Source organism: Corynebacterium sp. HMSC071B10, assembly GCF_001814825.1.
Taxonomy (GTDB): Bacteria; Actinomycetota; Actinomycetes; order Mycobacteriales; family Mycobacteriaceae; genus Corynebacterium.
Map to the genome: position 1 here is coordinate 37889 of NZ_KV817993.1, position 22245 is coordinate 60133.

The 22245-nt window shown below is 64.9% G+C and carries 23 protein-coding genes and 1 tRNA gene; 7 read left to right on the top strand and 17 right to left on the bottom strand.

The genetic code is table 11. The annotated features are described in order from the left end of the window. Window positions 1-7 precede the first annotated feature (7 nt). Window positions 8-820 (top strand): RecB family exonuclease, encoded by an 813-nt coding sequence (locus HMPREF2990_RS03290; protein WP_246817418.1) that lies wholly within the window; start codon window positions 8-10, stop codon window positions 818-820. Window positions 821-834: 14 nt separating this feature from the next. On the opposite strand, the gene HMPREF2990_RS03295 is transcribed toward HMPREF2990_RS03290, so the two are convergent. The 9 genes from HMPREF2990_RS03295 to HMPREF2990_RS03335 all read right to left on the bottom strand — a co-directional run bounded on the left by HMPREF2990_RS03295 (window position 835) and on the right by HMPREF2990_RS03335 (window position 9906). After that, window positions 835-2520 (bottom strand): formate--tetrahydrofolate ligase, encoded by a 1686-nt coding sequence (locus HMPREF2990_RS03295; protein WP_070762690.1) that lies wholly within the window; start codon window positions 2518-2520, stop codon window positions 835-837. 36 nt (window positions 2521-2556) lie between these two features. After that, on the bottom strand, window positions 2557-3867 hold the full coding sequence (locus HMPREF2990_RS03300) for an anaerobic C4-dicarboxylate transporter (protein ID WP_083316990.1): 1311 nt from the start codon (window positions 3865-3867) through the stop codon (window positions 2557-2559). Between the two features lie 139 nt (window positions 3868-4006). Further along, complete coding sequence (aspA, locus tag HMPREF2990_RS03305; RefSeq protein ID WP_070762691.1) at window positions 4007-5431, bottom strand: aspartate ammonia-lyase; 1425 nt, start codon at window positions 5429-5431, stop codon at window positions 4007-4009. Window positions 5432-5552: 121 nt separating this feature from the next. Then, a complete protein-coding gene (gene hisG / locus HMPREF2990_RS03310; protein WP_070762748.1) occupies window positions 5553-6401 on the bottom strand; it encodes an ATP phosphoribosyltransferase in 849 nt (282 codons plus the stop codon). Between the two features lie 24 nt (window positions 6402-6425). Then, complete coding sequence (locus HMPREF2990_RS03315) at window positions 6426-6689, bottom strand: phosphoribosyl-ATP diphosphatase (RefSeq protein WP_038590632.1); 264 nt, start codon at window positions 6687-6689, stop codon at window positions 6426-6428. A gap of 11 nt (window positions 6690-6700) precedes the next feature. Then, entirely contained in the window at window positions 6701-7384 is a 684-nt protein-coding gene (locus tag HMPREF2990_RS03320) for an HAD family hydrolase (RefSeq protein ID WP_256380965.1), read from the bottom strand. Then, on the bottom strand, window positions 7377-7781 hold the full coding sequence (locus HMPREF2990_RS03325) for a hypothetical protein (RefSeq protein WP_070762693.1): 405 nt from the start codon (window positions 7779-7781) through the stop codon (window positions 7377-7379). Before HMPREF2990_RS03325 ends, HMPREF2990_RS03320 begins: the two co-directional genes overlap by 8 nt. Window positions 7782-7793: 12 nt before the next feature. Then, window positions 7794-9020, bottom strand: a complete 1227-nt coding sequence (gene mshC / locus HMPREF2990_RS03330; protein WP_070762694.1) for a cysteine--1-D-myo-inosityl 2-amino-2-deoxy-alpha-D-glucopyranoside ligase — start codon at window positions 9018-9020, stop codon at window positions 7794-7796. 58 nt (window positions 9021-9078) lie between these two features. Then, window positions 9079-9906 (bottom strand): undecaprenyl-diphosphate phosphatase, encoded by an 828-nt coding sequence (locus HMPREF2990_RS03335; protein WP_371441162.1) that lies wholly within the window; start codon window positions 9904-9906, stop codon window positions 9079-9081. 116 nt (window positions 9907-10022) lie between these two features. Here HMPREF2990_RS03335 and HMPREF2990_RS03340 point away from each other — a divergent pair, with 116 nt between their 5' ends. Together HMPREF2990_RS03340 and HMPREF2990_RS03345 are read left to right on the top strand one after the other, a co-directional pair. Continuing rightward, window positions 10023-11087, top strand: coding sequence for a hypothetical protein (locus tag HMPREF2990_RS03340; RefSeq protein WP_210399959.1), 1065 nt, complete (start codon window positions 10023-10025; stop codon window positions 11085-11087). Window positions 11088-11155: 68 nt separating this feature from the next. Next, complete coding sequence (locus HMPREF2990_RS03345; RefSeq protein ID WP_256380809.1) at window positions 11156-12238, top strand: quinone-dependent dihydroorotate dehydrogenase; 1083 nt, start codon at window positions 11156-11158, stop codon at window positions 12236-12238. A 7-nt stretch (window positions 12239-12245) separates the two neighbouring features. Here the strand turns inward: HMPREF2990_RS03345 and HMPREF2990_RS03350 are convergent, their stop codons facing one another. Next, the gene (locus HMPREF2990_RS03350) at window positions 12246-12602 is read right to left on the bottom strand and encodes a hypothetical protein (protein ID WP_070762696.1); all 357 of its coding nucleotides are present in this window, start codon (window positions 12600-12602) and stop codon (window positions 12246-12248) included. 14 nt (window positions 12603-12616) lie between these two features. Then, complete coding sequence (locus tag HMPREF2990_RS03355; protein WP_070762697.1) at window positions 12617-13150, bottom strand: YbhB/YbcL family Raf kinase inhibitor-like protein; 534 nt, start codon at window positions 13148-13150, stop codon at window positions 12617-12619. A 241-nt stretch (window positions 13151-13391) separates the two neighbouring features. Here HMPREF2990_RS03355 and HMPREF2990_RS03360 point away from each other — a divergent pair. The 3 genes from HMPREF2990_RS03360 to HMPREF2990_RS03370 all read left to right on the top strand — a co-directional run bounded on the left by HMPREF2990_RS03360 (window position 13392) and on the right by HMPREF2990_RS03370 (window position 14854). Then, window positions 13392-13477, top strand: a tRNA-Leu gene (locus HMPREF2990_RS03360). Between the two features lie 120 nt (window positions 13478-13597). Beyond that, entirely contained in the window at window positions 13598-14251 is a 654-nt protein-coding gene (locus HMPREF2990_RS03365) for a TVP38/TMEM64 family protein (RefSeq protein WP_070762751.1), read from the top strand. Between the two features lie 36 nt (window positions 14252-14287). Next, on the top strand, window positions 14288-14854 hold the full coding sequence (locus HMPREF2990_RS03370) for a MarR family transcriptional regulator (RefSeq protein ID WP_070762698.1): 567 nt from the start codon (window positions 14288-14290) through the stop codon (window positions 14852-14854). Here the strand turns inward: HMPREF2990_RS03370 and HMPREF2990_RS03375 are convergent. The 3 genes from HMPREF2990_RS03375 to HMPREF2990_RS03385 are packed head-to-tail and all read right to left on the bottom strand — an operon-like array spanning window position 14817 to window position 17368. Beyond that, window positions 14817-16082: an SPFH domain-containing protein gene (locus HMPREF2990_RS03375; RefSeq protein WP_083316981.1), complete on the bottom strand. Its 1266-nt coding sequence runs from the start codon at window positions 16080-16082 to the stop codon at window positions 14817-14819. The genes HMPREF2990_RS03370 and HMPREF2990_RS03375 overlap by 38 nt on opposite strands. After that, window positions 16083-16511, bottom strand: coding sequence for an NfeD family protein (locus HMPREF2990_RS03380; protein WP_070762699.1), 429 nt, complete (start codon window positions 16509-16511; stop codon window positions 16083-16085). It abuts the gene before it with no gap. Window positions 16512-16516: 5 nt separating this feature from the next. Beyond that, window positions 16517-17368 carry a DUF3097 domain-containing protein gene (locus HMPREF2990_RS03385; RefSeq protein WP_070762700.1) on the bottom strand — a complete coding sequence of 284 codons (852 nt, stop codon included), beginning with the start codon at window positions 17366-17368 and terminating at the stop codon, window positions 16517-16519. A 72-nt stretch (window positions 17369-17440) separates the two neighbouring features. On the opposite strand from HMPREF2990_RS03385, the gene HMPREF2990_RS03390 reads away from it, so the two are divergent. After that, window positions 17441-18199, top strand: coding sequence for a hypothetical protein (locus HMPREF2990_RS03390; protein ID WP_070762701.1), 759 nt, complete (start codon window positions 17441-17443; stop codon window positions 18197-18199). A 3-nt stretch (window positions 18200-18202) separates the two neighbouring features. Here the strand turns inward: HMPREF2990_RS03390 and HMPREF2990_RS03395 are convergent, their stop codons facing one another. The 3 genes from HMPREF2990_RS03395 to HMPREF2990_RS03405 all read right to left on the bottom strand — a co-directional run bounded on the left by HMPREF2990_RS03395 (window position 18203) and on the right by HMPREF2990_RS03405 (window position 22093). Continuing rightward, on the bottom strand, window positions 18203-19255 hold the full coding sequence (locus tag HMPREF2990_RS03395; protein ID WP_070762702.1) for a ferrochelatase: 1053 nt from the start codon (window positions 19253-19255) through the stop codon (window positions 18203-18205). Between the two features lie 41 nt (window positions 19256-19296). Next, window positions 19297-21069: a DIP1281 family NlpC/P60 protein gene (locus HMPREF2990_RS03400; protein ID WP_070762703.1), complete on the bottom strand. Its 1773-nt coding sequence runs from the start codon at window positions 21067-21069 to the stop codon at window positions 19297-19299. 544 nt (window positions 21070-21613) lie between these two features. Continuing rightward, window positions 21614-22093 carry an Rv1476 family membrane protein gene (locus HMPREF2990_RS03405; RefSeq protein ID WP_070762704.1) on the bottom strand — a complete coding sequence of 160 codons (480 nt, stop codon included), beginning with the start codon at window positions 22091-22093 and terminating at the stop codon, window positions 21614-21616. Window positions 22094-22245: the final 152 nt, after the last annotated feature.

Sequence of the window (22245 nt, forward strand, 5' to 3'; positions counted from 1 at the left end):
GGGCACCATGACACCACGACCGCTTGCACTTTCCCCGTCCCGCGCCTCCGACTACCAAAGCTGCCCGTTGAAGTATCGGCTGCGCACCATCGACAAAATCCCCGAGCCGACGACGGAAGCGCAGGTCAAGGGCACACTCGTGCACGCGGTCTTGGAGGATATGTTCAGCTGGCCGCGCGAGGAGCGCACCTTCCCGGCGGCGGTGAAGCGCATCAAGCCGGCGTGGGCCGCGCTGTGTGAGAAGGATCCGAGCAGCGCCGAGCCGATTGACGACGAAATGGCGCTTTTCCGGGATGCGCGCGACTTGCTGCGCGGCTACTTCCATATGGAAAACCCGCTCGGCTTCGACGCCCACGAGCAGGAGATGTACGTCAACACCGTGCTGCCCAACGGCGTGCCGGTGCGCGGCTTCATCGACCGGGTCGACATCGCCCCCACCGGCGAGGTCCGCGTGGTGGACTATAAGACCGGCAAGAAGCCACTGCCCCGCTACTCGCAGGATGCGCAGTTCCAGATGCGTTTCTATGCGCTGGTGTACTGGCGGTTGTTTGCAACCATCCCCACTCAGCTGCGGCTGATGTATTTGAAGGTGATGGACTCGATGTTCCTTTCACCCTCGCGCGAAGAGCTGGAGTACTTCGAGCGCGACTTAGGCGAGCTGTGGGCGAAGATCGAGGCAGATGGGAAGGAGGGGCACTTCCGGCCGAAGAAGTCGAAGCTGTGTGGCTGGTGCGCCTTCCAGGACCTGTGCCCGGAGTTTGGCGGTATGCCGCCGGAGTACCCGGGATGGCCGGGCTCGGCGGCGGATACCGCGGACTAACTCGTCGAGTCGCTTTAGAACAGGCCGGTGATGTGGCCGTCCTCGGCGACGTCGATGTTGTTGGCCGCCGGGGTCTTCGGCAGGCCCGGCATGGTCATCACATCGCCGGTGAGCGCGACGACGAAGCCCGCCCCGGTGCGTGGGATGAGCTTGCGCACGTGCAGCGTGTGGCCTGTTGGTGCGCCGAGCTGCGAGGGCTCGTCCGAGAAGGAGTACTGCGTCTTGGAGATGCACACCGGCAGGGTGTCGAAGCCGTTTGCCTTCAGCATCTTGAGGTCGCGCATCGCGTTGACGGAGTATTGCACGTTGTCGGCGCGGTAGATCTCGCGCGCGATCGTCTCGATCGAGGCCTCGATCCCGTCAGCCGGGTCGTAGAGCTGCGTGGACGTGCCCTCGGAGAGGTTGTCCAGCAGCGTGGTCGCAAGCTGCGTGGCGCCCTCCCCACCCTTGGCCCACACGTCTGCCTCGGCGATTGCAACGCCGGTACGCTTTGCCCAGTCACGCACCCACTCGAGCTCGGCCTCCGTGTCCGAGGTAAAGCGGTTGAGCGCGACGACCGGGGTCACGCCGAATTTGCGGATGTTTTCCACGTGGCGTGCAAGGTTGCTGATGCCCTGCTCGAGTGCATCGAGGTTCTCCTGTTCCAAGTCCTCGCGCGCAATCCCCGCGTTGTACTTAATCGAGCGAACCGTGGCCACCACGACGGCACCGGCGACGTCCAGGTCGCCGTAGCGTGCCTTGATGTCGAAGAACTTCTCCGCGCCCAAATCAGAGCCGAAGCCAGCCTCGGTGAGCACAATGTCCGCGTACTGCATGGCGGTGCGGGTGGCCAACAGCGTGTTGCAGCCGTGGGCGATGTTGGCAAAGGGGCCACCGTGGATAAACGCCGGGGTGCCGCCGAGAGTTTGCACCAGGTTCGGGTTGATGGCTTGCTTGAGCAGCGCGGCCATCGCACCCTCTGCGCCGAGCTGGCCAGCGGTGACCGGCTCCTGGTCGTAGGTCAGCCCGATGGTGATGTTGGCCAGGCGCTCCTTGAGATCGTCCAGATCCGTTGCCAACCCAAGGATCGCCATGATCTCCGAGGCTGCCGTGATGGTGAAACCGGTCTGTGCTGGCACGCCGTTGGTGGGTCCGCCCAGGCCGGTGACGACGTTGCGCAGGCTGCGGTCATTGACGTCCAGGCAGCGCTGCCAGGTCACGCGGCGCGGGTCAATGTTCAGCTCGTTGCCCTGGTGGATGTGGTTATCAATCATCGCAGCCAGGGTGTTGTTCGCCGCGGTGATCGCGTGGAAATCCCCGGTGAAGTGCAGATTGATGTCCTCCATCGGGACGACCTGCGAGTAGCCACCGCCGGCCGCGCCGCCCTTGATGCCCATGACCGGGCCAAGCGAAGGCTCGCGGAGCGCCACCATGGCGTTGTGGCCAAGCTGCGCGAGTGCGTCGGTCAGACCGATCAAGACGGTGGACTTGCCCTCGCCCGCAGGCGTGGGCGACACACCGGTGACCAGCACCAGCTTCGCGTCGGCCTCCCCGGGGTTGCGGGCAACGTCGACCTTTGCCATGTGCGCGCCGTACGGGATCAGCGCGTCCTGGTCTACGCCGGCCTTCGCGGCAATGTCCGCGATCGGCTGGAGCGTGTGGGCCTGGGCAATATCGACGTCGGATTTCGGAGCTGTGGTTGGTGCTTTGGTCTCAGACATGCCCCCACAGTACCGCAGGAACGGGGATGAAGGACGCTAGAGAACGACGGCACCAATCCCGTATCCCAGCAGGATAGAGATGGTGATGCACGCGATGCCGGGGATGATAAACGGATGGTCAAAGACGTACTTGCCAATCCGGGTCGAGCCAGTGTCGTCCATCTCCACCGCGGCGAGCAGCGTGGGATAGGTCGGCAGGACGAACAGTGCCGAGACTGCCGGAAAGGCAGCCACCGCTGTTAGCGGGCTGACACCGATGGCCAATGCGGCGGGCATGAGCGCCTTCGCGGTCGCCGCTTGCGAGTAGAGGAGGCAGGCGGCGAAGAAGAGCACGACTGCGAGCAGCCAGGGCTGCGCTTGCAACACGTCGCCGGCGATGACCTGGATGTCATCGATGTAGTGGTTGATAAAGGTCGTGCCGAGCCAGGCGACACCGAGCACGCACACGCTGGCAGACATGCCGGAGCGGAAGACCTGGGTGGTGAGTACCTCGGCGGACTTGCTCTTGGTTACCCAGCAGATCACGGCCGCAGCCGAGAGCATGATCGCCATAATCGCCTCGTTGCGCGGCACCGTCGGGTCGGGGATCAGACCGATCTGCTCGGAGATCAGCGTGGCGTACACCATGACGATGAGGATGGCGGCGAGGAAGATGCCGACGGAGGCCTTGGCCCCTGGCTTCGGGGAGAACCCGGCCGAGGTGTGCGAGGTAGACACCAGGCCGTCGGCCAAGCGCTGCTGGTAGACCGGATCGTCCTCCAGGTCGCGCCCGAGCCGGTTGGCCAGCCAAGCGGTGGGGAAAATGGCGAGGAAGGTCGCCGGCAGCATCACCGCGAGCAGCTGCAGGTAGCCCACACCGTGCGGCTCAAGCAGTGCTGCCATAAACACCACGGCGGCCGAAATTGGAGAGGCCACGATGGCCATCTGGGAGGCAATCACGGCGACTGAGAGCGGGCGCGAGGGGCATACCTTGCCTTCCTTGGCCACCTCCACGATCACCGGGAGGGTGGAAAACGCGGTGTGGCCGGTGCCCGCGAGCACCGTCATCAGCCAGGTGACGATCGGCGCGTAAATGGTCACGCGCTTCGGGTTAGAGCGCAGGAACTTCTCGGCCAGATACACCAGGTAGTCCATGCCGCCCGCGAGCTGCATCGCGGAGATCGCGGCGATGACGCACATAATGATGCCGATGACATCAAAGGGAATGTCCTCGGCGGTGACGGTCACGCCGGTCGCGCCGAGCAACAGCACGCCGAGCCCACCGGCGAAGCCGATAGCGATTGATCCCATCCGGGCGCCCAGTACGATGGCGCCGAACAGGATGATGAGGTGGACGAGCAAGAGCAAGGACACGGGGCGACTCCTCTGTTCAATCCTTGAGGTGTTCTGATGCGAGTTCCATTATCGCCCCGATGGTGTTACCAATACAATTTGGCCGGGCGTGAGATGCGTTACGCTCCCACGCCCGGCCTCGGCTACATCCGGATTAGTCCTCGTCTACGTACAGCTTGCCCCGGTACTCGGGGTGCATGAGGTTTTCCTTGCTCAGCACGGTATCGAGCTCCTCCTCGGTGAGCAGCCCCTTCTCCAGGACCAGCTCGCGCACGCCGCGGCCGGTCGCTGCTGCTTCCTTACCGATCAGGTCGCCGTTGTGGTGGCCGATGACCGGGTTGAGGTAGGTGATGATGCCGATGGAGTTCTGCACGTAGGCCTCGCAGACCTCCTTGTTGGCGGTAATCCCGGTGACGCACTTCTCGCGCAGGGTGCGTGCCGCGTTAGCAAGCAGCGAGATGGAGTTGAACAGTGACTGCGCGATCACCGGCTCCATCACGTTGAGCTGCAGCTGGCCGGCCTCGGCGGCCATGGACACCGTCAGGTCGTTGCCGAAAACCTTGAAGCACGCCTGGTTGACCACCTCAGGGATGACCGGGTTGACCTTCGCCGGCATAATCGACGAGCCCGCCTGGCGTTCCGGCAGGTTGATCTCGTTGAGGCCGGCACGCGGCCCGGAGGACAAAAGACGCAGGTCGTTGCTGATCTTGGACATCTTCATCGCGGCGCGCTTGATCGCGCCGTGCATCATGACGTACCCGCCGGTATCCGAGGTCGCCTCGATCAGGTTCGGCGAGGCCTGGATATCCAGGCCAGTCACCTCACGCAGCGCAGCGACCGCCTGATCGCGGTAGCCCTTCGGCGTGTTGATGCCGGTGCCGATCGCGGTGGCGCCCAGGTTGATCTCCAACAGTGACTCCGCCGCGTTGACCAGTGTACGGTTTTCCTCCCCCAGGTTCTCACCAAACGCGGTGAACTCCTCCCCCAGCGTCATCGGCACCGCATCCTGGAGCTGGGTGCGCCCCATCTTGATAATGTCCGCAAACTCGTCGCCCTTCGCGCGGAACGCCTGCTGCAGCTGGTCGAATTCCTCGATGAGATTCTGCACCGCGTGGTACAGGCCGAGCCGCAAACCGGTCGGGTACGCGTCGTTGGTGGACTGCGACATGTTCACATCGTCGTTCGGGTTGAGCGCTGCGTAGTCGCCCTTCTCCTTGCCCATGTACTCGAGCGCGAGGTTCGTCACGACCTCGTTGGTGTTCATGTTCAGCGAGGTACCCGCCCCGCCCTGGAAGGCGTCGATGGGGAACTGATCCATGCAGCGCCCCTCTTCAAGGATCTGGTCGCAGGCCCAGACAATGGCCTCCGCCTTGGCCTTCGGCAGTGCGTGGAGGCGCCGGTTGGCTAGCGCCGCTGCCTTCTTCACCTGCACCATGCCGCGGACAAAGTCCGGGAAATCATTGATGGTCTCGCGCGAGATCTGGAAGTTGTCCACCGCGCGCAGCGTGTGGATGCCGTAGTACACATCGGCCGGGACGTCGAGGGTGCCAAGCAGGTCTTCTTCTTTACGAGTGCTCATGCCGCCCAAACTACCAAGCAACGCGCGCCCACCACACGCCTCGCCCGGTTTGGGGGTGAATGCGCGGGGCATGCTTATCGACGCCTACGTGTCCACTCGCGCGACACGCCCCGCAAGCCACCTAGAGCCGGGCGATACGCAGCTCGGTGGCAATCGTGCCCTCGGCACCAAGATCCGTGAGCGCGTCCATGATGCGGTTCGCTTCCTTGCGCGGCACCATCGCACGGACCGCGACCCAGTTCTCGCGCGACAGCGGCGAAACCGTCGGGCCGGTAATGCCCGGGGTGAGCGCCAGCACCTCGTCGAGGGAATCGCGCGAGACGTTGTAGTCGATCATCAGGTAGTTGTGGGCGTTGAGGATGCCCTCGATGCGCTTGAGGACCTTCACGTGCCCGTCGCCAAGCACCATGTCCTTCCGCTTGACCACCACCGCCTCGCTGGCGATGATCGGCTCGCCGAACGGGGCCAGGCCCTGCTGGCGCAACGTCGCGCCGGTGGAGACCACATCGGCGATCACGTCAGCCACGCCGAGCTTGATGGAGATCTCCACCGCGCCGTCGAGGCGGATAACCTGGCCCGGAGTGATACCGCGCGCGCCGAGGTAGTCCTCCACCAAATGCGGGTACGAGGTGGCAATGCGCTTGCCCTGCAGATCCTCGACTGCCCAGGTCTCGCCCTGCGGGGCGGCAAAACGGAATGTGGAGGCACCAAAGCCAAGCTCCATGACCTCTTCGACGTTGGCGCGGGAGTCCTCCGCCAAGTCGCGGCCGGTAATGCCTAAGTCGAGGTGGCCCTGGGCGACGTAGATCGCGATGTCCTTAGGGCGGAGGAAGAAGAACTCCACCCCGTTCGGCTCATCCACGATGTTCAGCGCCTTGTTCAGCCCACGGCCCTTGTAGCCGGCCTCCTTGAGTACCTGCAGCGCCTTTTCCGACAGCGAGCCCTTATTGGGCACGGCAATTTTGATCAGCGGTTTGTCCATTGCTGCTACTTCCTAGAGGTACTTGTAAATGTCTTCCGGGGTCAGCCCGCGCTTGATCATCATGACCTGCGTCCAGTAGATGAGTTGGCTCATCTCCTCGGCGAGCTCTGCGTCCGACTGGTACTCGGACGCGATCCAGACTTCGCCGGCCTCCTCGATGATCTTCTTGCCGATGAAGTGCTCGCCCTTGTCCAGCGCTTCGACGGTGCCGGAGCCCGCGGGGCGGTCGGCGGATTTTTGGGTCAGCTCAGCAAACAGTGCATCGAAAGTTTTCACGCCTTCAAACCTTAGCCCAGTGGCCTTGCCGCCGCGGCAAACCATGCGGAAACATCCGCCACCGTCGCCCCCACAAAGCGCGCTGGGTCAAACTTGTACACCCCGCGCGGCACCTCTTGTGCAAGGCCGAGCACGCGGCAACCAGCAGTGGCTGCGGCCGTCATGCCGGTGAAGGAATCCTCCGCGACCAGACACGACGCGGGGTCTGCCCCGACGCGGCGGGCGGCCTCGGCATACATGTCCGGGGCTGGTTTCGGGGCGGTGACCTCATCGCCGGTGATCGAGTCGGTGAAGAACTCACGCCCGATCGCGTCGATGCAGCGATCCGCCAGCGAGCGCTCCGTGTTCGTGGTGACAAGCATCGGCACGCCCGTGGCCTCTAAGAGGCTGAGCAGGGGGCGGATCCCCGGAGTGAGCTCAATGCCGTGTGCGAGCTTTTCTGCCATCCGCGCGTACATCCACTCCCGCAGCGTGTCCTCCTCGCCTGGGGCGAGTTCGTAGTCGGCCCACCGCGCACAGATACGCAGCGATTCGGCGAAGCTTGCGCCCTCGGTCTTCTTCCGTTCCTCCGGGGTGAGCCTGCGCCCGAGTTTCTCGGAAAGCTCGAAGGTGGTCTCCGCCCACACCGGCTCGGTGTTAATGAGCGTGCCGTCCATGTCCCAAAAGATCGCTGCGGGAAGCTCGTGCTTACTCAAATTCCGGCAGCTCCCCCACTACCTCGTCTTCCGCGCCAACCGCTACCGCGGCACGGCGTACGAGGTCTTCCAGCTCAGCCTTCTCCTCGGGTTCGAGCACGGCGTACTCGTACTTAGCGTTGAAGGCCTCCAGGTTGTCGTAGAAGGGCGTGACCAGCGATGTCAGGCGCGCGGCGTCGGGCGCAGGCTCAAGCAGGTCGACCGCGTCGAGGAACATCTCGAGCAGTTTCTTCAGCTCGGGCAGCGCATCCGGGTCGAAGGGCTGCTCCCACAGCTCCTTATCGCTGTCGTTGAGGTAGGAGCCAGTGGCGAAGGTACGCAAGTCATCGATGAACTCGTCGACGTCCGGCTGCAGCTCGGTGCGGACGGAGGATCCTGCTGGTGTTGGCGTTGTCATGGTCTCTATTCTTTACGACTCGGCGAAAACGCGCACGCCGAGCAGGCCGTCAATCGCATCCGCGAACAGGCCCTCGTGGTCGCCGCGTGCTTGGTCAATGAGGCGTAGCGCCCGGGGCGTGTCCAGATCGTCGGCAAGCGCGGCGCGCAGCTCGTTGGTGTTAGCCAGCGCCTCGGCCTCGGATACCTCGTTGCTCAAGCGCTCCTGCCAGCGGGCAAGGCGCTGCTCGGCAGCTTTGAGCCCGCGGTCACTGAAGTCGCGGTCTGCCCGGTAGTGGTCGGCAAAGACCGCCACGCGGATGGCGTCGGCGCTGTGGCCCTGTTCGGTGAGCTTGTGCACGAAGACGAGGTTGCCCAGCGACTTGGACATCTTCACCCCGTTGAGCGCGATCATGCCGGAGTGGACGTAGTGGCCGGCCATGCGCGGGGTACCAAGGGCCGCCTCCGCGTGCGCTGCAGAGAACTCGTGGTGCGGGAACGCCAGGTCGGAGCCCCCGCCCTGGATGGCGAAAGAGGAGCCGAGGCGGTTGGTGGCAATCGCGGAGCACTCCACGTGCCAGCCGGGTCGACCCGCCCCCAGCGGTGTCTGCCAGGACGGCTCACCCTCGCGCGCCCCGCGCCACACCAGGGCGTCGAGCGTGTCGCGCTTGCCCTCACGCTGCGGGTCGCCGCCGCGCTCAGCGAAGAAGGCCTCCATGGTGGTCCGATCCAAGTTGGACTCGTAGCCGAACTGCTCGGTGGCCGTGATGTCGGCGTAGATATCGCCCTTGTCGAGGCGGTAGGCCGCGCCAACGTCGAGAAGCTTCTGCACCATCTCAGCGACTTCATCGATCGCTTCCATCGCGCCGACGAACTCGCGCGGCGGGATCACCGAGAGGATCTCCATGTCGCTGCGGAAGAGGTTGATCTGGCTGCGGCCCAGCTCGCGCCAGTCGACGCCGTCGCGCTCGGCGCGCTCGAACAGCGGGTCGTCCACGTCGGTGACGTTTTGCACGTAATGGACCTTGTGGCCGTTAGCCAGCAGCTGGCGCTGCACCAGGTCGAAGGTGAGGTAGGTCGCGGCGTGGCCCAAGTGGGTGGAGTCGTACGGGGTGATCCCGCAGACGTAGAGGCCGACCTCGCCGCGTGCATCCGGTGTCACGTTAACCGGACGCACTTTCTGGTCGGCGGTGTCGTACAAGTGCAACGGCCGGGGGAAACCGGCGACGTGCTTCACATTCGGGTAAGGCCAGGATTGCATGGCAACCACCCTAACCCATCTGCGCCGGCTTCAGCGCAGTCCGGATAACAGCCGCAGACTAGACCGGCTGCATCACACCCGTGGCCAACAGGATCATCACGATGATGCCCAGCGGGATGCGGTAGGCCGCGAACCAGGCAAAGGAGTGGTTGGACACGAACTTCAAAAGCCAGGCAATGGAAATGTAGCCGAGCACGAAGGCCACGCCGGAGCCGACCAAAAGCTGGATGCCGCTAGCGGCTTGTCCGGCTTGGGGGTCGAAGGCGTCGGGAAGCGAAAAGAGCCCCGAGGCGAGCACGGCCGGGATGGCGAGCAGGAAGCTGAAGCGGGTGGCCACCTCGCGGTCCAGGTTGAGAAAGAGGCCACCGGAGACCGTGCCGCCGGAGCGCGACACACCCGGGATGAGCGCGAGGCACTGCCACAGGCCCATCACGATTGCGTCCTTCATGTTCAGTTCCTCGAAGCTGCGGGTCTTTCTGCCCTTGCGCTCGGCGAGGATGAACACGAGGGAGAACAGGATGAGCACCGCCGCGGTGATCCACAGATTGCGCAGGTTTTCCCTAATCAGGTCCTTGAACAGCACGCCCATTACCGCGACCGGGATGGTGCCCACGATGACCATCCAGCCCATGCGGTAGTCAAAGCCGCGCTTGTCCTTGTTGGCCAGGCCGACAAACCAGCCCGAGAGATAGCGCCAGATGTCTTTGGCGAAGTAGACCAGCACCGCGAGCTCCGTGCCGAGCTGGACGACGGCGGTGAAACTGGCACCGGCGTCTTGACCCCAAAACAGCTCGGAGACGATGCGCAGGTGCCCGGAGGACGAGACCGGCAGGAACTCGGTCAGCCCCTGCACGATCGACAAGACGATGACCTGGATCCAGGTCATGGACTCGGTGAGTTGCGTGGGATCAGTCATGGCAAGAAACACTACCCGCGCCATACCGCTGCCACCCAACGCACACGGCTCAAGGTGCTTACGCCAGGTTGCTAGGGTTAGGGGTTGTGAAACACTCAAGATTTCGTGCTGCTGCCTGTCTTCTGGTGGCCGCTACCGCGCTGAGCGCGTGCGGCTCGGACGTCACTGGCGACGACCTGCCAGAGCAGATGGGCAACGCCACTCCGGCTCCATCCCCCGCATCGTCTGATCCCGCAGGCACCGTCCTGCCTTTCGACGCAATCGAAGACCTCGACACTACCGAGGGCGTGATCGCGGTGCGCACCGCCAACGAGCTGCACGTGGGTACCGTCGAGAAGCTGCGCGAGGGTACCGCTGACACGCTTGCGCTCGACGAGGCGTGCGGAGATGTTTCCGCCAACGCCGGGGTTTTCGCACTGGGTTGTGGGAGCACAATCATGCTTGTGCGCGCCGCGGATTCCGCGCAGGCGGAGACCCTAGAGGTCGAGGAGCCGGTTACTTCTGCCACGGTCACCACCGGCGGCGAGGTGCTCGCGGGTAGCGACAGCGAGCGCAAGGTCTGGCTCTACCGCGACGGTCAGCTCGCCGACACCTTCTCGGTCGCGCGCGAAACCGACCAGCTCCAGGCGGTCCCCGTGGACGGCCAGGCGGACAGCGTGGTGCGCGTCAACCACTTCGACACCACCATCCAGGACATTGACTGGGGCACGGGCCGCCAGGGCGGCACGCTCCGCGTCGGCCTGGGCGTAGGCAAGGTCGCCGGTGGCACACACGGGCTGGTGCTCGCCGCCGACGCGACGGGCAACCAGCTTTTGGTCTACACCACCGACGACATCATCCGCCTCCACCAGATGGCACCGGTGCCGGAAAGCCCGTGGGATGTGGCCTGGGACGAGAACACGCAGCTCGCGTGGATCACCTCCACCGCCACCAACACCGCCACCGGCTACGACATCTCCCGCGGCGTCCCGCTCAAACGCAGCGAGTTCGCAACAGTTGCGGACGCGCAGAGCATCATCACGCTTGACGACGCCACGTTGCTCATCGCGTCCGCCTCCGGCGAAGGCCTCCAGATCGTCGAGCCCACCGACCGGGAACTTGCCGATCTGCCGGCCGCAACCGCCCCCGCAACCCAAGTACCGCAAAACTAACACCGGCGACGCAAAAGGAAGTAAGAGACGTGACCGAGAAGCCATCCTCCCCCAGCAAAGCCGCCGGCGTGTACGACACGGCCTACGCCGCCGCGCTTAAGGCAATGTTCCTCCTGCCGCCGGAGCGCATCCACGGCATCATCAACGTCGGGCTGCGCGCACTCCACGCACTCGGCCCGGTGAACCGATTCGCAGAGAAGGTCGTGCGCGTGCACGACCCGGCGCTCAAGCAGGTCTGCTTCGGCGTCGAATTCCCCGCCCCGCTCGGCCTGGCTGCCGGGTTTGATAAGAACGCCGACGCGCTCGACGCCTGGGGCGCGCTCGGGTTCGGCTACGCCGAGGTCGGCACCGTCACACCGAAGACGCAGCCCGGCAACCCCGCGCCCCGCCTGTTCCGCCTGCCCGCCGACAAGGCGATCTTGAACCGCATGGGCTTTAACAACCGCGGCGCGCTCGCGGCGGCGATTAACCTCGATTCGCGCAAGTCGACCGACATCGTGGGCATCAACATCGGCAAGAACAAGACCGCCGAAGACGCCGTCGCCGACTACCGCGCCGGCGCAACCGTGCTCGGTCCCCTGGCCGACTACCTGGTGGTCAACGTCTCTTCCCCGAACACGCCCGGGCTGCGCGACCTGCAGGCGGTTGAAGAGCTCCGCCCGATCCTGCAGGTAGTCGCGGAGTCGACCGACACCCCAGTGCTGGTGAAGATCGCCCCGGACCTTTCCGACGAGGACATCGACGCGGTCGCCGACCTGGCGGTAGAGCTCGGCCTGGCGGGCATCGTGGCGACGAACACCACGATTTCCCGCGAGGGCCTTGCCACGCCTGCCGATGAGGTCGAGGCGATGGGCGCCGGCGGTATCTCCGGTGCCCCGCTCAATGACCGCTCGCTCGAGGTGCTGCGCCGCCTCCACGCGCGCGTTGGCGAATCGCTCACGCTGGTCAGCGTCGGCGGGATCAGCACGCCCGAGCAGGCGTGGGAGCGCATCGCCGCGGGCGCAAGCCTGCTCCAGGGCTACACGGGCTTCATCTACGGCGGTCCGGCCTGGATCCGCCGGATCCACACCGGCATTGCCGCACAGATTAAAGCCCACGACCTGAAGGATATTACCCAGGCCGTGGGCTGCGGGCTACCCTACAAGGGCTAGCGGCTCGCTAGCGACGCTGCGGCGTGGTCCGGCGCAGCACGATCGCGCACAGCAGCGCGCCAACGCCCCACAGCGCGGGCCAGTAGGCCTGCGTGTAGAACAGCGTGTATGTCGGCAGCGCCACGCCGAGCCCGATGAGCACGAGCGCGACAATGAGCGCGCCGACCTGCGTGCGCGAGCCCTCCTGGGAGGTGCTCACGGTGGCGAACGCGCCGATGATCACCGCGGCGATAAGCACGGTGACGGTCTGCAACGTCATAGCGAAGAGCTCCTCGCCACGGAGCAGGGTTAACACGGTAAACAAGAACAGCGCGGCGGCCAGCGTGATAAACGCGCCGCCTGCGCGAAGCTGAATTGGGACCATAGGTAAACGTCGAGTTAGTTGTTCTCGAACCAACCCCACGCCACGGCGCGACCCAGCGAGTGGAAGTACAGGTTAAAGCCAAGCTGCGTCGGGTTGGCGATCTCCGCTGGCAGCTCCTCGACGTCCACCGCATGCACCGCAAACAGGTAGCGGTGCGGGCCGTGACCTGCCGGCGGGTTCGCACCGTAGAAGCCGGAGACACCCGAATCGCCAACCAGCTGGGTGGCACCCACGCCCAGGTCTTCCTTTGCGGCATCGCCGGAAGCCAGGCTCGTCACCGAGACCGGGATGTTAAACGCGGCCCAGTGCCAGAAGCCGGAGCCAGTCGGGGCGTCCGGGTCAAAGCAGGTAATGGCGAGCGACTTCGTGCCCTTCGGCAGATCGGACCAAGACAGCTGCGGCGAGGTCGCATTGTCGCCGGTCAACGCAAGCGGGAGCTTCTCGCCTTCGACGAAGTCCTCGGAGCTTAGCGGAAAGGATGGCAGGTCCTTCAACGGCGCGTACGGGTCGGGGCCGGGGAAACGATCAGATACGTATGAAGTAGTCATGCTTCCTATTTGTACCTGAAATGTTGTGAACTCCGCCATGTTTTTGCCCAATTCGCCGAAACCTCACGGTGCTCGTCCCAACACGAGGGCCACGCGAATCACAGCAGTGTCGTAACGGGCCCGACACACGCGGTCTGACAGCACCGGAAACCACCAACACGCTGGCGATTTGTACTCTTTGGTGGTGTCGCCCTATAGTAGTGCAAGTGCCCAGCCGAGAGGCTGAAAACACAAACACCCAGCCCGGGTGGCGGAATGGCAGACGCGCTAGCTTGAGGTGCTAGTGTCCTATTAACGGACGTGGGGGTTCAAGTCCCCCCTCGGGCACAACGACCGGCTTCTGAGAAGGAGCCGGTTTTTCTTTTCGCACAAGGAGAGCTGGACCTTATGGAGTCTGCGGAATCTACGGGCACGCAGCCGTCGGCAAGCAAAAGGCCCCGGCGTGCTGTGCCAACCGCGACTCCGCAGCGCATTACCTTAGTTGCCCTTGCCGCGCTCGCGTTCTGCGCGGCGTGGTGGTGGCTGGACGTGCCCTCGCTTGCCACGCTGCGCGCCTGGTCCGACTCCACTGGCGCTTGGTTCCCGGTCGTCTTCTGGCTCTTCTACGTGCTGATCACGCAGTTCCCCATCCCCCGCACCGTGTTGACCCTGTCCGCGGGCATCCTGTTCGGCACCGGGGCGGGTATTGCGCTGTCGCTGACGGCGACGACGGCCGCAGCGGTGCTGTCCCTGTGCATCGTGCGGGGCCTGCTGCGCGATTGGATCGCGCCGAAGCTGACACACCCGGCGGTCGAGCAGATCAACCGCCGCCTCGAGCAGCGCGGGTGGTTGGCGGTAGCCAGCCTTCGCATGATCGCCGGCGTGCCCTTTTCCATCATGAACTACGCCGCAGCGCTCACCCGCGTGCGCGTGCTCCCCTTCGCCATCGCGACCTTCATCGGCTCTGCGCCAACGACGGTGCTCGGGGTGATCTTCGGCGATACGCTCACCGGCCAGGCCAATCCCTGGGCGATCGCGGCGCTCGTGGCGCTGGCAATCCTCGGCGTCGGGGGCCTGCTTCTCGACGCCGCGCTACCGACACGCCGCGCACCCCAAAAGTAAAGGCCTGAACCCAGACCGGGGCGTAAAGTAGGCCCTATGATTGCCGTCCACGCGAAGTACAGGGGTAGGGAGAAGAACCGCGCGCAGCTCGTGCAGCGCTCGGCCGAGGCGCTGGCAACGCTGTCGGGGGTTGGCGAGTTCGAGGTCTGCGGCGTCGAGGACATCCGCGCCGACGTGGATTCGCCCGAGGCCGCGCTCAACCTGGTCATGGCGCTGCTTTCCGACGGCAACTGGGCAATCGGGCTCGGCATCACCGGCCACGGCCGGGCCGTCTACGCGGCGAGCGACGCGGTGGGTACCCGCCCCGCCAAGGTCAGTGTCGTTGTGGATACGCCTGAGCCAAAGACCTTCGCCACCGATATCGCGGCGACGTTCGCGCTCGTAGGCCACGTGCTACACAAGCGCACCTTGGAAGGCCGAGAGGCCACCTCGCTGGTGCGAAGTGGCCTCAATCAGAATGAAGCGGCGGCCGAGCTCGGCATCTCCAAGCAGGCGATGAGCCAGCGGCTCCAGGCTGCCGGCTGGCAAGCCGAGCAGGCCGGGTGGAAGCTCGCGCTCAACCTGATTACTCAGGCTTCCGCGCCTCCTGCTCTGGATTCTTAAGTTCTTCCTGGGCTGGGTACGGGGCGTAGACGGACGAGGACTGCTCCGGCGCAGCAATCTCGCGGGGCTGATGGGCGGCCTCCGGTGCGCTCGAACGAGCAACACTGCTGGGGCTGTCCTGCGTCGGGTCCGGATCGTCGACGTGCTTGTTGGCCACGGCCCGTGCCTCGGCAAGCGCCTTCGCCAGCTCTGGATCCGTTGAGGTGTCGAACCATGAGTCGGTGTCCTCCGACTCCGCCATCTCCTTGGTTTCCTCGTCCACGCGGGCGGGCTCGTAGCGGAACACGCCGTCCTCGCCCTTGCCCGCGAAGGCCTGCGCGAACTGCTGCAGCGAGTCGCCGAACTGCGAGGGGATCATCCACATCGTGGCCGCCTCGTTGTCCGCAATCTGCGGCAGCTTCTCCAAGTACTGGTACGCCAAAAGCTCCGGGGTCACGCCGGAGGACTTCACCGCGGCGTTGACCTTCTGGATCGCCCGAGCCTCACCCTGGGCGGCCAGGTACTTCGCGGCGCGCTCACCCTCGGCGCGCAGGATCATCGCCTGGCGCTCAGCCTCCGCGCTCAAAATCGCGGCGTGCTTCTCGCCCTCGGCGGACAAGATGCGTGCTTGCTTCTCACCCTCTGCAGTCTTGATGTCAGACTCACGCTTACCTTCTGCGGTAAGGATCATGGCGCGCTTCTCGCGGTCCGCCTTCATCTGCATCTCCATGGACTGCTGGATGCTCGGCGGCGGATCAATTGCCTTGAGCTCCACTCGGCTAATGCGCAGGCCCCACTTACCCGTCGCGGCATCCAACTCGCCACGCAGGCGACGGTTGATGGTCTCGCGCGAGGTCAGGGTCTCCTCCAGCGTCATGCCGCCGACCACGTCGCGCAGCGTTGCTGTGGAGATCTGCTCCACGCCGACGAGGTAGTTGTCCACCCCGTAGATGGCCTTGGCGGGGTCGTTGATCTGGAACGTCACCACCGTGTCAATCGCCACGGTGAGGTTGTCCTGCGTGATCACCGCCTGGGGCGGGAAAGACACAACGCGCTCACGCGTATCCACGCGCGCACGCACCGAGTCAATGTACGGGATGAGTAAAGTCAGGCCACCGGAAACCGTGCGGGTGTAGCGTCCTAGCCGCTCAATCACGGCGGACTCCCCCTGCGGGATCAGTTTCACGGAGGCGAAGAGCAAGGCCGCCACGAGGGCGATGATGACGACCAAAACAATGGTTGCGCCCATTTAGTGTTCCTTCCAGACGACCGCAACAGGGCCGTCGATATCCGCTACTGTGACAGTGTCGCCGGCGGCGATGCGCTCGGCAGGGTCGAGGCACCTCGCTGACCAGATGGAACCATCCATCCGCACCTGACCGCCATCCGGCCCGATCTCCTCGATCACCGTCACGCGCTGGCCAACCAGCGCGCGAGGTGAGTCGTCATAGACCTGCGGTTGACGGAAACGCTTGTTCAGGTACGGCCGCAAAAAGAGCCAGAACGCTGCCGAGGAAACCACGAATGTGACGATCTCGGCCCACAACGGCACTCCGCCGAGCGCGACTCCTGCAGTGGTCAACGCGCCGGCAGCGAGCATAAGCAGGGTAAACTCCCCCACCGCAAGCTCTAAAAGCGCGAGGACTGCTGCTGCGACAAACCAAACTAAAGCACCCACGCGCCCTAGGGTACAAGGTCTTGCTTGGACAGATCAGGATTCGTCACAAAATCGACCAACCGCTCGACCGCACCAATCAGTGTGGAGTCCAAATCACGGAACGTCTCCACAGCGTTGTACACGCGGTGCCAGCCTTCCTTCGGATCCGACCACCCGAGGCGCTCGCACACACCGGTTTTCCAGTCCTCGCCGTAGGGCACGTCCGGCCAGGCCGGAATGCGCAGCTTCTCCGGCTTCACCGCAGCCCAGATGTCGATGTAGGGGTGCCCAGTGACCAGGACGTGCTCGCCGACGTGCTCAACCAGCCGCGACTCCTTGGTGCCTTCGATGAGGTGGTCCGCGAGCACGCCGATGCGGCGACCAGGGCCTGGCTGAAACTCCGCGAGCCTCTCCGGTAAGTTGTCCAGGCCCTCGAGGTACTCCACCACGACGCCTTCGACGCGCAGGTCGTGGCCCCACACCTTTTCCACAATCGCCGCGTCGTGGATGCCTTCGACCCAGATCCTGCTGGGCATGGCGACCTTCGCGCGCACGTTTTCCACCTTGCGCGAGCCCGAGTTGGAACGCTTCGGGCCAGTTTCCTGCGGGGGCACGTACCTGGTCAGGGTGACGCGCTGGCCCTCCACCAGGAACGCGCCCGGCAGCATCTTGAACAGCCGCTCGGTGCCGTACCGGTCCTCGAGCCGGACGAAGTCACCGTCGTAGGTGCGCTCGAAACCGACCACGGCACCAACGAAGTCGTTGCCCACGATCTCCACGACGATGCCAGGCTCTGCCGGCACCTCCGGGTACACCGGCCGCTTTTTGCGCGCGTGGCCCTGAAAAATGTCTCCTCCGTAGCGGTCATCAAAGCTCATAGTGACCAAAGTCTAACCGGGGCGCACTCACCGCTTTACTCCTGTGCAAAAAGCCCTGCTAGGATTCGTCGAATGCATTCGCGCGCCGAAGTCTATTCGCCCCTGCAAAACACCGCCGTTTGGATCGCGGCGTGGCTCTACAACGTCGAGTCCAGCGATGAAACCCTCGACGCCCTACGCGACCTCGGCGGCAGGCACTCCTACCTCGGCGGCCCGCTTCTGCCGCTGCTTCGCGACATCCGCGCCGCCGCCGATCTGGAAACCCCCGGCCCCGCAGTCAGGCTCATCCTCTGGGGTCCGGGGCAAGCCCCGGGACTTCTCGCCGGCAGCCCCGCGATGGAGGCGCTCACTCCCGCCGGCGCGATCGTCGTACGCGGCCACGACGCCTCCCACATCCTCGTGCCCCGCTACACCGGTGCCACGGTGCAGTGGCGCTGGTTCGAAGAAACCCGCCGCCTGCCCGAGCCCGCGTGGCTCAGCCCCGGGGAGGCCGATGCGCTGCTCGCCCAGGCCACCAACCAGGCTGCACTGCTTATCGACGCCACAGGTCCCACCCGCCACGATCTCCCCAACCCCCGCCTTACCGTCGGCACACTCGCCGACTTCTACGACACGCCGGGCCTACCCGCCGGCGTCACCGCGCGGGCAGCCAAGCTTTTCGCGCGCGCTGACCAGGTCGCGGCCATCATCGAGACGGTGACCGACCGGCTCAACGACCACTCCTTCGACCCGCAGCTTTTCGCCCTGTGGCGCCACATCCGGACCGCGCGGATGGCGGGGGTGGCCGACGCCGTACTGGACTACCAGCGCGAATACATGGGAAACGCCTAAGCGCTACTGGGGCCGCGCCCCGGTGGGCCGCTGCTGCGGCGCGCAGCAGCCTGGGCGGCACGGGGCACCGTTTTCGGTGCAGCCCTGGACGGTGACCGTCGATAAGCTAGCCGGCTCCTCGCCCCGCGCAACTGCCTCGGCGAGATCGACCACCATCGCGGCGAACTGCGGGGTCAACCCCACGGTTGCCAAGCGATCAAGGCTGACGCCCTTGGCCTCGCAGGCCTGCTTGAGCTCGGTGTCGAGGTCCCAGACCACCTCCATGTGGTCGGTGATAAACCCGATCGGTACGCAGATGAGGTGCTCCATCCCGGTGTCTGCGAGCTCCTCAGCGCGGTCAACGACGTCGGGTTCGAGCCACGGGGTTGCAGGGTTGCCAGAGCGGGACTGCCAAACAAGCTCGTAGTCGCTTACGCCAGCCCGCTCGGCCACGAGGCGGGACGCCTCTGCCACTTGCCGGGAATAGAGGTGCGAGTTGTCGGGCCCACCCGAGACGAGGTCCGCGGCATCGGGGACGCTGTGCGCAGTAAAGAGGACGCGGAAGTTTTTACCCGTGGCCCGCTCGATCGCGCCCTTCAGCTCAGCCGCGATCAGTGCAACGAAGCGTTCGTTGCCGAAAAACTGCCACAGCTTGGTGAAGTTCACGCTCGGCGCGACCTCGCGCATCCGCTGGATATCTTCGTCGTACTGGCGGCAGGCGGAGTAGCCACCCCAGGCGCTGGTGGCAAAGACGAGTACCTTGTGCTTACCGTCCGCAGCGAGCTGCTTCGCCGTGTCCTCGGCCAGCGGGTGCCAGTTCCGGTTGCCAAAGTAGACAGGAAGGTCAATGCCGCGCCTTTTCAGCTCTGCCTCGACGTTGGCGATCAGCGTGCGGTTCTGCTGGTTGATCGGGCTGACGCCGTCGAAGTGGTAGTAGTGCTCGCCAACCTTGGCCAAGCGCTCCTTGGGGATGCCACGACCGCGGGTCACATTCTCCAAAAATGGAAGCACCTCGTCCTTACCCTCGGGGCCGCCGAAGGAAAGGACGAGGAGTGCATCGTAGTCAGAAAGCTTCATGCCACCATCGTAATGAGCGTGACATGACGCGGAGCCAGTACCTAGAGGAGTCGCACCGCCATCGGCGCCATACCGGAGTAGCGGACCGGGGAGATCTGCACGTTCTGGCCCGCCTGCGGGGCCTCGATCATCGTGCCGTCGCCGAGGTAGATCGCCACGTGCTGGCTGCCGCCCGGACCCCAGAAGAGCAAGTCGCCGCGCTGCGCCTCGCTCGCGGGCACCTGGGTGCCGCGCTGGTACTGGTAGCCGGTGTAGTGCGGCAGCGAAATGCCAACGCCAGCGAAGGCGTAGAGCACCAGGCCGGAGCAGTCGAACCCGGAAACACTGCCGCCGTTGACACCGGTTGTCGGACCGTTCGCGTCACCGCCGCCCCACACGTACGGCGTGCCGATCATGGCCTGCGCGCGGGAGATGACGGTCTCGATCGAGCCCGAATTCGAGCCGGAGACTGCATTGGAAACCGCGTCGGAGACAGACTCTGCGGTACCGACCTCCGGCAGCAGCGAGGCAAGACCATCACTGACCTCCGGGCTAGCGTAGTCATCGGACGTTGGGCTCACGTTCGCCGCCCCGCCGCCGAGCGCGTTGCTCAAGCCGCCGGCGAAGGCCGCGATGACCTCGCTGTTGCTCGACCCGCCGTAGGGGTTGTCCAGGCTGGTGTGGTTCGCCTGGCTCGACCCGACCATCGCAGCGGCGGCAATGATGCCTGCCGCAGCAGTAATCATCTCGTCGGAGATCTCCAGGTTGCTCGACATCGCCGCGGCGTTGGCCCCGCTTTCGGCGTTTTCCGCCGGTGCCGTCTGCAGGTTCTCCCCATTAGCAGTTGCCGCGGTGGTCAACGCCTGGGCCACGGTCTCCGAGCTCAGCGACGCCACGGCCGGGTCGATCTGCGCCGCGTGCTGCTCGACGCGCACAACCACGTCGTCCGGCACCTCGTCTGCAGTGACCTGCTGCTCTGGCGCAGCAGCGAGCGCGCTGCCGTCCGTCTGCTCGACCTGCTGCTGTGCAGGGGCATCGGTTTCAGTGCCCGCAGCGCCCTCCGTGCCCTCAGCGGACTCTGAAGACTCAGTAGTGTCGGCGTCCCCGTTGGCGTCGGCACGCTGCTGGTCGAGCTCGGACTGGGCCGCGTCGAGCTCCAACTGAGCGGCATCGCGCTGGGACTGCTCCTGCGCGAGCTCTGAGTTGGCCGAGTCGAGCAGTGCACGCACCTCTGCCTCAGCGGCCTCGGCCTCTGCGGCGGTAGACGCAGCGTGCTCGCTTGCCTCGCGCTGTGTCGCCTCGTCGTTCGCTGCCTCAGTGCGGGCGCGCTCAACTTCGGCGAGCTTCGCGCGACGCTCCTCAGTCCGCTGACGGAGGAAGAGCGAGCGATCAAGCACGTCCTTCTGATCATCGCCACTTATGGCAAAGTCAAGGCTTTTCGATTGACCCGCGCCGCGGTACTGAGAACGAGTGACCTCATCGAGCGCCTTACGCGCCTCCACGACAGCTTCTTCGGAGGCTGCGAGACGCTTCTTTGCCTCCTCTGCACCGCGGCGAGCCTGCTCGGCACGTGCGCGGGAGTCCTGCAGGTCTACCAGCGCCTGGTTGACCTTTTCCTGCAGGTCGCCGATGTTGAGGTTCAGCCGGTCGATGTTGGCTTGGGCTTGCGAAATGTTTGCCGCAAGCTCCGTCATCGACGCCGGAGCGGCAACGGCCACGGGGCTGACCAGGGGTGCCGCAAAGGACAGGGATGTTGTGCACGCAACGACGCCGAGGGTGGCGCGGAATCGGCGGCCAGCGCGCGTGGGGCGCGCAGCAGCCGAGGCTCCACCCACAGACGATGGCGTGAACCGCGATGGTTCTACCACGAAAAGGGCTCCTCACGCCGCGTGTCAAAGCATGCGGAAATCATCGAGGGGCTTGCCACCTCTCGACGGCTGCCGCCCATGGGTGACTAGCCCATAGCCTTGACTCGCAGCTGTAGAAAATTGACTACTGATGCAAGCCCGTAAGCAACACTGACCCCGCCGTCTGTGCCCGGTTCATCCTTGGCGTGCTTCCCCACATGCCCGAATTTTCCGACGCAACCTCGCGTGACTAGCGCGTTGTTGCTGTTGAGCGCGAGACGATTGAGTGCAATGCCGACTCACGAGCCGACATGGAGACCATACGACACGTGATCATCCCGTTGCACAATCTTTACCTAATTTCACATGAGTCAAGGTTTTTCCCATGACCCAAAATGACCACACGCTGCACATTCATCCCCCTGCATACTTAGTGTGATTTTGGACACATCATGTAACGCGAGCAAAAAGAAGACGCCGCCCCACCTCAAGTCAAGGCGGGACGGCGCGGTAGCGCTTTCGACAGGGTTGGCTACATCCGTCCGCGAACCGCCCACACAGTCGCGCCGGTTACTACACCGAAGACGATTGCCGCGGCGAGCGCGAGCGGCAGCCAGGGCATATGGAAGCTGTCGGCGGCCTCCGCAAAAGCGATCACGCCCTGGAGGTAATCGGGTTCGGCGACCATCGCGCGCTGCCCGGCGTCGATAGATGCGCGGTCGAGCGTGTCACTGACGGCCAGCGCCACCTGGGGGGTGCGCACGATCACGGTGTCGAAGTCCCCCGCGAGCAACAGGTCCTGGGCCACGTCGCGCAGGTCCGGCACATGTGCGGGTGTGTGCTCGAGAACGACGAGCCCTGTGTGACCCTGGTCTACACTCGGCGCGGCGTCAAGGGCGTCGCGCATGGCCGCTTCGAGCGGTGCATTGACTGGGTTCTCCGTCCCGAAGGCGATGCCGTCCGCCGCGAGCTGGCCTTCCAAGTCAGCCATGTCGATCTCGGGTGGAATCATTCGGACACTCCTTGAGGTGTTGTGCGAGGGGCGCGCCGCCACCACGATCGGCGCGGCGATTGTGCAGTGTATCTGGCAGCTCCATCGCGACTGCGTGCCCCACGCGGTTGTACTGCACGCAAATGGGGGTGAGATTGCGCACTCCTCGGCCA

Coding starts and splice junctions, on each gene's coding strand:
- HMPREF2990_RS03395 (WP_070762702.1), bottom strand. CDS start 19,255: ATGAAGCTTTCTGACTACGATGCACTCCTCGTCCTTTCCTTCGGCGGC.
- mshC (WP_070762694.1), bottom strand. CDS start 9,020: ATGCAATCCTGGCCTTACCCGAATGTGAAGCACGTCGCCGGTTTCCCC.
- HMPREF2990_RS03355 (WP_070762697.1), bottom strand. CDS start 13,150: ATGACTACTTCATACGTATCTGATCGTTTCCCCGGCCCCGACCCGTAC.
- HMPREF2990_RS03375 (WP_083316981.1), bottom strand. CDS start 16,082: ATGGGCGCAACCATTGTTTTGGTCGTCATCATCGCCCTCGTGGCGGCC.
- HMPREF2990_RS03290 (WP_246817418.1), top strand. CDS start 8: ATGACACCACGACCGCTTGCACTTTCCCCGTCCCGCGCCTCCGACTAC.
- HMPREF2990_RS03325 (WP_070762693.1), bottom strand. CDS start 7,781: ATGACAACGCCAACACCAGCAGGATCCTCCGTCCGCACCGAGCTGCAG.
- HMPREF2990_RS03295 (WP_070762690.1), bottom strand. CDS start 2,520: ATGTCTGAGACCAAAGCACCAACCACAGCTCCGAAATCCGACGTCGAT.
- HMPREF2990_RS03390 (WP_070762701.1), top strand. CDS start 17,441: ATGCATTCGCGCGCCGAAGTCTATTCGCCCCTGCAAAACACCGCCGTT.
- HMPREF2990_RS03370 (WP_070762698.1), top strand. CDS start 14,288: ATGATTGCCGTCCACGCGAAGTACAGGGGTAGGGAGAAGAACCGCGCG.
- HMPREF2990_RS03385 (WP_070762700.1), bottom strand. CDS start 17,368: ATGAGCTTTGATGACCGCTACGGAGGAGACATTTTTCAGGGCCACGCG.
- HMPREF2990_RS03405 (WP_070762704.1), bottom strand. CDS start 22,093: ATGATTCCACCCGAGATCGACATGGCTGACTTGGAAGGCCAGCTCGCG.
- HMPREF2990_RS03335 (WP_371441162.1), bottom strand. CDS start 9,906: ATGACCTGGATCCAGGTCATCGTCTTGTCGATCGTGCAGGGGCTGACC.
- aspA (WP_070762691.1), bottom strand. CDS start 5,431: ATGAGCACTCGTAAAGAAGAAGACCTGCTTGGCACCCTCGACGTCCCG.
- HMPREF2990_RS03350 (WP_070762696.1), bottom strand. CDS start 12,602: ATGGTCCCAATTCAGCTTCGCGCAGGCGGCGCGTTTATCACGCTGGCC.